Genomic DNA, 6,460 nt, shown 5'->3' with positions numbered 1-6,460 from the left:
AGCTGTTCGACCTGGTCACCGCCCGGTGGGCCACCCTGGTCCTGGTCGACCTGATCGACGGCCCGCAACGCTGGTCCGAGCTGCGCCGGCGCGCCGGCGGCGTCAGCGACAAGATGCTCGCCCAGACCCTGCGCGACCTCGAAACCGGCGGACTGATCACCCGCACCGTGCACGCCAGCCGTCCCCCGACGGTGCTGTACGCCCTGACCGACCTCGCCCGCGGCGCCACCGCCGCACTGCAACACCTGCAGAACTGGGCCGAAGAACACACCAGCGACTACGACCACCACCGGCGCACCCACACCACCCACCCGAAGCCCTGAAAAGGTAGCCTCGGTGTGCACACGTCACCGTGCTTCCGCCGTATGAGCGAGCGCCCTGACCAGCATGAACTGCGTGCGGAGCTCAGGACTCGACAACGGCTCGCCGTCACTCACGGTAGGCGCACCACGGCTTCCGCCCGGCAGGTCGCCGCCGATGGCGGGATCCGCCGGTGCCGAAGAAACGAAGTCGATGTCGGCGTCATCAGGCCTTACCGAGCGTTGGTTCATCCCGGGGATCTCGCGGCGCACCGACGCCATGGCTCCCCTAGGCTGAGGCCGTGATGCGCCGATCAGGTCAGGTGGCCGCCCTCAGTGAGGTGGCCGACATCATCGCCGCTCAGCGGCAGTCACTGGCCGAGGCGGCTCTGGAGGCCATGCGGACGGAGATTCCCGGCTACGCCGCCCTCGTGAACGAAGCGCTGCTGGCCGACGTCGTGGCCCACGTGACGGAGGCGGTCGACGTGCTCAGTGTCAGCCTGGCCCGCGACCGACCGGTCACGGACGACGACGTGGCGTTCGTCCGCCCGCATGCCGCGCGGCGGGCACGGCAGGGTATGCCCCTGGTGGATTTCATGCACGCGCTGCGCATCGCGCACCGCGTGATGTGGGAGGCGATCGCCGACTGGGCGGTGCACACGACCGGCGGGCGTGACGTCGCGCTGGAAGCGTGCGGACTCGTCATGGAACTGATCAACCGGGGCAGTACGGTCGCGGCCCGGGCTTATCTGGACGAGGAACAGTTCCTGGCCGTGGAAGGCGACCGGGTGCGTCGGGACCTGCTCGAAGACCTGATCGCGGGGCGGGAGCCGGCGCCGGGACCACGGCTGACCGCGGCCACGAAGGCCGGGCTGCATCCCGATACGCCGTGTGCCGTGGTGGTCGCGGTGCCCGTGGGTCCCGTCGGCGACCCCTACAGTCTGCGTTCCGCCGCCTCGCTCCTCGGGCAGGCCGCGGGCGACCCGGCTCGTGCGCTGACCGTGCTGCGGCAGGACGAGATGGTGATCGTGCGGGCGCTGCGCGACAGGGTGGGCAGTGTGTCCGGGGAATCCGTGAGGACGGCTTGGCGGACGCTCGCCGGCCAGGGGACACGGCTGGCAGTGGGCGTCAGCACGCGGTACGACACCGTCGCCGATCTGGGGAAGGCGTACCACGAGGCGGTCTCCGCGCTCGGCACTCTGCCGCCGGACGGTGGCGTCGTCTGCCTGTCCGATCTCAGTGTGCTCGACTATCTGACCCTCCGAGCGGACGAGACCGCCGCACGGATGGTGCCGGCGGCGCTCCGTACCTTCGTGGCCGAGGACTCCCGGACGGACGGCACCCTGATCAGAACGGTGGAGGAGTACGCGGCCAACGATCTCAACGTGAAGGCCGCGGCCCAGCGACTAGGTGTTCACATCAACACCGCACATCACCGTCTGGCCCGTGTCGAGGAACGGACGGGGTGCGACCTGCGCAGGCTCGCCGACCTCCAGGAGCTGCTGATCGCGATCAGACTGTTCGGAGGCGGCTCCGGCACCGCGGTGTGACCCGGTCACCTTCACAGGTGGAGGCTTGATCGCCTCTCTCCACAGCTATGTGATCCGATCACAATGCGGCGGTCGCATTGTTGGGCGTCATGCCCGATGTCCTGCGCGCCACGGATGCCTAGCGTTGCCGTCGTCGAACCCGCGCGCTCACGTCGCGGCTTTGCCGGCGCCGCCGTAGGGGTGCGCGTCGGGTCTGTCGAGCGTGAGTTCCGGTACGAAGCCGATCGACGGGAACTGATCCAGATGACCGACCCCAGACCCATGTTCGTCACGCTCTGCGACGCCTTTCAGCGCACGGCAGTCGTCGCGCCCGACGTGGTGGCCCTGCGTACCGTGGGCGCGACGCGCACCGTCACCTGGCGGGCCCTCGCCGAGGACGTGCGCCTCCTGGCGGCCGGCCTGGCCGGGCTCGGAGTCAGGCGTGGTGACACCGTCGCGCTGATGATGACCAACCGGGTCGAGTTCTTCCCTGTCGACCTCGCGGCCCAGCACCTGGGCGCCATACCGTTCTCCGTCTACAACACCCTGCCGGCCGCCCAACTCGCCCACGTCCTGCGCAATTCCGGAAGCAGGGTGATGGTGTGCGAGACCCAGTACCTCCCCGTCGTCCGAGAATCCGGTGTGGCCGTCGAGCACCTCATCCTGGTGGACGGCGACGAAGTCCCGGCGGGCGGCGAGGAAGCCAGGGCCGCCGACGACGAAACCCTGACGTACGGCGACGAAGCGAAGCCGGCCGAAGGCACCCTCAGCCTGGAAACCCTCCGCGCTCGGGGCCGGGCGAACACCTCGTTCGACTTCGACGCGGCCTGGCGCGCCGTCCAGCCGGACGACGTGCTCACCCTGATCTACACCTCGGGCACGACCGGCCCTTCGAAGGGCGTGGAGATCACGCACGCCAACCTGCTCGCCCAAGCCGCGGGAGTGGCAAAGGTAGTGGACTTCCGCTTCGGCGACCGGACCACCTCCTACCTCCCTTCCGCGCATATCGTCGACCGCTTCACCTGCCTGTACGCACAGGCGATCTTCGGTGTGCAGGTCACCGTGGTGCCCGACATCAAGGAGATCGGCAAGGCGCTGCCGGACTGCCGACCGACGATCTGGTGCGCCGTCCCCAGGGTCTGGAACAAGATCAAGCAGGCCGTGGAGCTCGGCATCGAGAACGAGCCGGACGCGGCCCGGCGGGGGGCTGTCGGGGCGGCGCTGGAGACAGGCCTCAGGCGTACGCGCCTGCTGCAGGCGGGCAAGCCGGTCCACGACGAGCTCTCCGCCGCGTATGCCGAGGCGGACGCCGGCGTCCTGTCCGCCCTGCGGTCCCGTCTGGGGCTGGACCAGGTGCGGTGGGCGGTGACCGGCGCGGCACCCACCCCGCCGGCGACCCTCGAATTCTTCGCGGCGCTCGGCGTCCCCATCTGCGAGGGCTGGGGCATGTCCGAGCTGAGCTGCTTCGGTGCCGTCAGCCCGCCCGCGCGGGCACGCTTCGGCACCATCGGCACACTGCTGCCCGGCCTGGAAGCACGCCGGGCCGCCGACGGCGAACTCCTGGTGCGGGGGCCGTCGGTGGCGAAGGGGTACCGCAACGACCCCGACCGGACCCGCGAAGCCTTCGACCGAGACGGCTGGTTCCACACCGGCGACGTCATCGTGTCCGACGCGGACGACTACCTGACCATCGTCGACCGCAAGAAGGACCTGATCATCAACGAAGGGGGCAAGAACATCTCGCCCGTCACGGTCGAGACGGCCCTCACCACCGCCAGTCCCCTGATCGGCACCGCTGTGGCCATCGGCGACAGCCGCCCCTACATCACCGCGCTGCTCGTCCTGGACGCCGAGGCCGCGGCGGCCTTCGCCGCCGGGCACGGGCTGCAGCCGGACCCGCGCTCCCTGGCCCGCAACCCCCTGCTGATCGACGTCTTGCGAGCCGCGGTGGCCGAGGGCAACAGCCGGCTGGCACGCGTGGAGCAGGTCAAGCGCTTCCGGGTGATCCCGGCGTACTGGGACGCGACGAGCGATGAACTCACCGCCACCTTGAAGCTCAAGCGGCAGAAGGTCGCCGAGAAGTACGACGCGGACATCGCCGCACTGTACGCCGACCCGATCCCCTCCGACATCCACGAGCCGGCCGACCGCTGACCGGCCCCATCCGCCCAGCCAAGACAGAAAGAGGGAGGTGAGCGGGCATGAAGTGGAAGCCTTCAGCCGGCAGCGCCGAGCATGCACCATCCCCGCGAGGCCCCGCCCGACGCCGACTCGCGATCTCCGGATCTCTGATCCTCGCGGCAGGGCTCTGCGCCATGCCGGTCCACGGGGCGAGCGCAGCCGCAAACACAGGACCCGGCCAGCCGGTCCGGTCCTGCGAGAGCCTCACGGCTCTGCGCTTTCCGGACGGCACGACGGTCACCAGCGCCTCGCAGACCACCACCACTCCGGTGATCTGCAACGTCGAACTGCTGGTTCCCCAGAACATCCACATGCGCGTGTCACTGCCCGTCGCCACCTGGAACGGGCGCTTCCAAGGGGTGGGAGGCGGTGGCTTCAACGGCTCCGTCCCGGACACGGAGAGCGCGGCGAAGACCGGTTACGCCGCCGCGGGTTCCGACTCCGGCCATACCGCCGACTCCAGCGACGCCTCCTGGGCTTGGTCCCCGACCGGCATGAACGCGTCCCTGATCAACGACTTCCTCTCGCGTGCGCTGCACGAGACGACTGTCAAGGGCAAGGCCGTCACCCAGGCGTTCTACGGGACGTCGCCCACCTACTCGTACTGGAACGGCTGTTCGAACGGCGGCAGGGAAGGTCTTCAGGAAGCGCAGGTCCGGCCCCGCGACTACGACGGCATCCTGGCCGGCGCGCCGGCGATCCAGGCGGATCGGTTCCTCCCCGCGGCAATGTGGCCCCAGGTCGTGATGCACGAGCTCGACGACTTCGTGCCCTCGTGCAAGTTCGACGCGGTCAACAAGGCGGTCACAGCAGCGTGCGACAGCCGGGACGGTGTAGCCGACGGCGTCATCGCGGACCCCCGGACCTGCCGCTTCAACCCCACCTCGCTGGTCGGCACCGTGACCCCCTGCGGCACGATCACGGCCAAGGACGCGGCCGTGGTGAAAAAGATCTGGGACGGGCCGCGACGCCCGGACGGTCGCCGCCTGTGGTACGGAATCCTGCCCGGCGCCTCGTTCGCCAGACTCGCCGCCACCGCGAACGGCGACGGGGTCCCGACGCCCCTTGCGTCGGGCTGGTTCACCTACTGGCTGGCGAAGGACCCGTCTTTCGACTGGCACCGCCTGACCATGGCCAACTTCACCCACTACTTCGACCGCTCCCGTCAGGAGTGGGGCCCCGTGGTCGGCACGGACGACCCCGACCTGAGCGCCTTCCGCGCCGCCGGCGGCAAACTGCTCCTCTGGCACGGCCTGGCCGACCAGCTGATCCCTCCCCAGGGAACGACCAGCTACTACGAGCAGGTCACCGCCGCGATGGGCGGCCGGGCGAGGACCGAGAAGTTCGCCCGCCTCTTCGCGGCCCCCGGCGTGGGCCACTGCAGGGGCGGCTCCGGCGCCGCCCCGGCCGACCCACTGGCGGCCCTGGTGAAGTGGGTCGAACACGGCAAGGCCCCCACCACACTGCGCGCCGAGAACGGGCCCATGAGCAGGCCGCTGTGCCGGTGGCCGGCCGTAGCCCGCTACGACGGACACGGCAGCACGAACGACGCCGCCAACTTCCGCTGCACCGGCCGCCAGTGACGCGCTGAGCGTCTCGGCCGGCACGGACCACCGGAAGATGACCGTGAAACCCCCACGTCTTCGACCTGGGGGTTTCATCGTGGAGAGGCTGATGCCCGCTCTCATGGTCGCTCGCCGCCAGCGGGCTCCATGGCCGAGGACCGAGGGGAGCTCGGCGGAGCCGCTACAACCCGGGCAACGTCGGCGACGTGGACTACGACACCGCCCTCGACGGACGTGGTCGTGAAGGAGCAGGTACGGCGGTTCCTGCGGCACCAGGTCGAGGAGCGCGACCGTACCGTCCTGCTCACCACCCACGACATGACCGAGGTGGAACGCCTCGCCGAGCGCGTCGTACTCATCAACCACGGCCGGATCGTCCTCGACGGTTCCCTCCAGGAGATCCGGCAGCGTTTCGGCGGCACCTGGCAGGTCCGGGCCACCCTCACCGACCCGGCCGACGTCGAAGCCGTGGCAGTGGGCGAACCCGTCCCAGTAGTCGTATCCGCCGACGGCGTCGAGGTCGTCGAGGTCGTCGACCAGGGTGAAGGGGCGGGCGGTCCTGTCCCGCTGCCCGGGTTCGCCGGTATCGGTGTGCTGCGGCGGGAAGGGCCGCGGGTCGTGTTCGGGCCGGTCGGGGAAGACGCGCCCACCGTCCACGAGGCCCTCAAGGTGATCATCGGGCGGTTCCGGGTCGCGGACCTCGCGCTGGAGGAGAACGACCTGGAGGACGTCATGCGCGCCGCCTACCTCAGCGACGTACCGGTCCAGGAGGGCCAGCGCCAAGGCGGGAGCCAAGGCAGGCGCCAAGACCAGCACCAGCGCCACAGCCACGGCGAGGGCCAACACCTGTCCGCCGTCGCCGCCGCCCCCACCCCGGCTTCCGCCC

Annotated in this window: 5 protein-coding genes and 1 pseudogene; 5 read left to right on the top strand and 1 reads right to left on the bottom strand. The window is 70.2% G+C overall.

Annotated features, from left to right (window positions below):
* Nucleotides 1-2: 2 nt before the first annotated feature.
* The gene (locus P1P70_RS38130) at nucleotides 3-323 is read left to right on the top strand and encodes a helix-turn-helix domain-containing protein (protein WP_319245945.1); all 321 of its coding nucleotides are present in this window, start codon (nucleotides 3-5) and stop codon (nucleotides 321-323) included.
* Nucleotides 324-347: 24 nt separating this feature from the next.
* On the opposite strand, the gene P1P70_RS38125 is transcribed toward P1P70_RS38130, so the two are convergent.
* Entirely contained in the window at nucleotides 348-581 is a 234-nt protein-coding gene (locus tag P1P70_RS38125; RefSeq protein ID WP_319245943.1) for a hypothetical protein, read from the bottom strand.
* A gap of 23 nt (nucleotides 582-604) precedes the next feature.
* Here P1P70_RS38125 and P1P70_RS38120 point away from each other — a divergent pair, with 23 nt between their 5' ends.
* The 4 genes and pseudogenes from P1P70_RS38120 to P1P70_RS38105 form a co-directional block, all read left to right on the top strand.
* Nucleotides 605-1,849: a PucR family transcriptional regulator gene (locus tag P1P70_RS38120; RefSeq protein ID WP_319245947.1), complete on the top strand. Its 1,245-nt coding sequence runs from the start codon at nucleotides 605-607 to the stop codon at nucleotides 1,847-1,849.
* Between the two features lie 243 nt (nucleotides 1,850-2,092).
* A complete protein-coding gene (locus tag P1P70_RS38115) occupies nucleotides 2,093-3,982 on the top strand; it encodes an AMP-binding protein (protein ID WP_319245941.1) in 1,890 nt (629 codons plus the stop codon).
* Between the two features lie 161 nt (nucleotides 3,983-4,143).
* Nucleotides 4,144-5,592: a tannase/feruloyl esterase family alpha/beta hydrolase gene (locus P1P70_RS38110; protein ID WP_319245939.1), complete on the top strand. Its 1,449-nt coding sequence runs from the start codon at nucleotides 4,144-4,146 to the stop codon at nucleotides 5,590-5,592.
* Nucleotides 5,593-5,805: 213 nt separating this feature from the next.
* Nucleotides 5,806-6,351: pseudogene (locus tag P1P70_RS38105) on the top strand (ABC transporter ATP-binding protein); the annotation flags it as partial.
* Between the last annotated feature and the right edge of the window lie 109 nt (nucleotides 6,352-6,460).

Source organism: Streptomyces sp. MB09-02B, from assembly GCF_033794485.1.
Classification (GTDB): domain Bacteria; phylum Actinomycetota; class Actinomycetes; order Streptomycetales; family Streptomycetaceae; genus Streptomyces.
The sequence above is the reverse complement of the archived record's forward strand: the minus strand, read 5'-3'. Positions and strand labels throughout refer to the sequence as shown.